Here is a 228-nt window from a genome sequence, read left to right as displayed (position 1 = left end):
CGAGCGGCGGCACCATGTGAACCAGCTCCGCCGACGACATATCCACCCCGCCAATGGTGAGGCTGCGGAAGGTGACCCAGTACGGCGTCGGGTTGGTGAGCGTCAGCGTGTCACCGCGAACGGCCGCCTTCAGTTTGCCGGCAGCATCTTCCACTGCATTCGGCTTATCCAGCCCGGCCGGACGCCAGAAGACCTTGACGGACAGGGCAGACACAGACTTCATCACCA

The 228-nt window shown here is 63.6% G+C and carries 1 protein-coding gene; it reads right to left on the bottom strand.

Annotation, left to right across the window (positions count from 1 at the left end):
- Nucleotides 1-228: fimbrial biogenesis chaperone (locus AAIR21_RS28250; protein WP_434682891.1), on the bottom strand; the 228-nt coding region annotated here is incomplete at both ends.

This window comes from Enterobacter sp. PTB, from assembly GCF_051130085.1.
Classification (GTDB): domain Bacteria; phylum Pseudomonadota; class Gammaproteobacteria; order Enterobacterales; family Enterobacteriaceae; genus Enterobacter; species Enterobacter ludwigii.
This window is presented reverse-complemented; position numbering and strand designations above follow the sequence as displayed.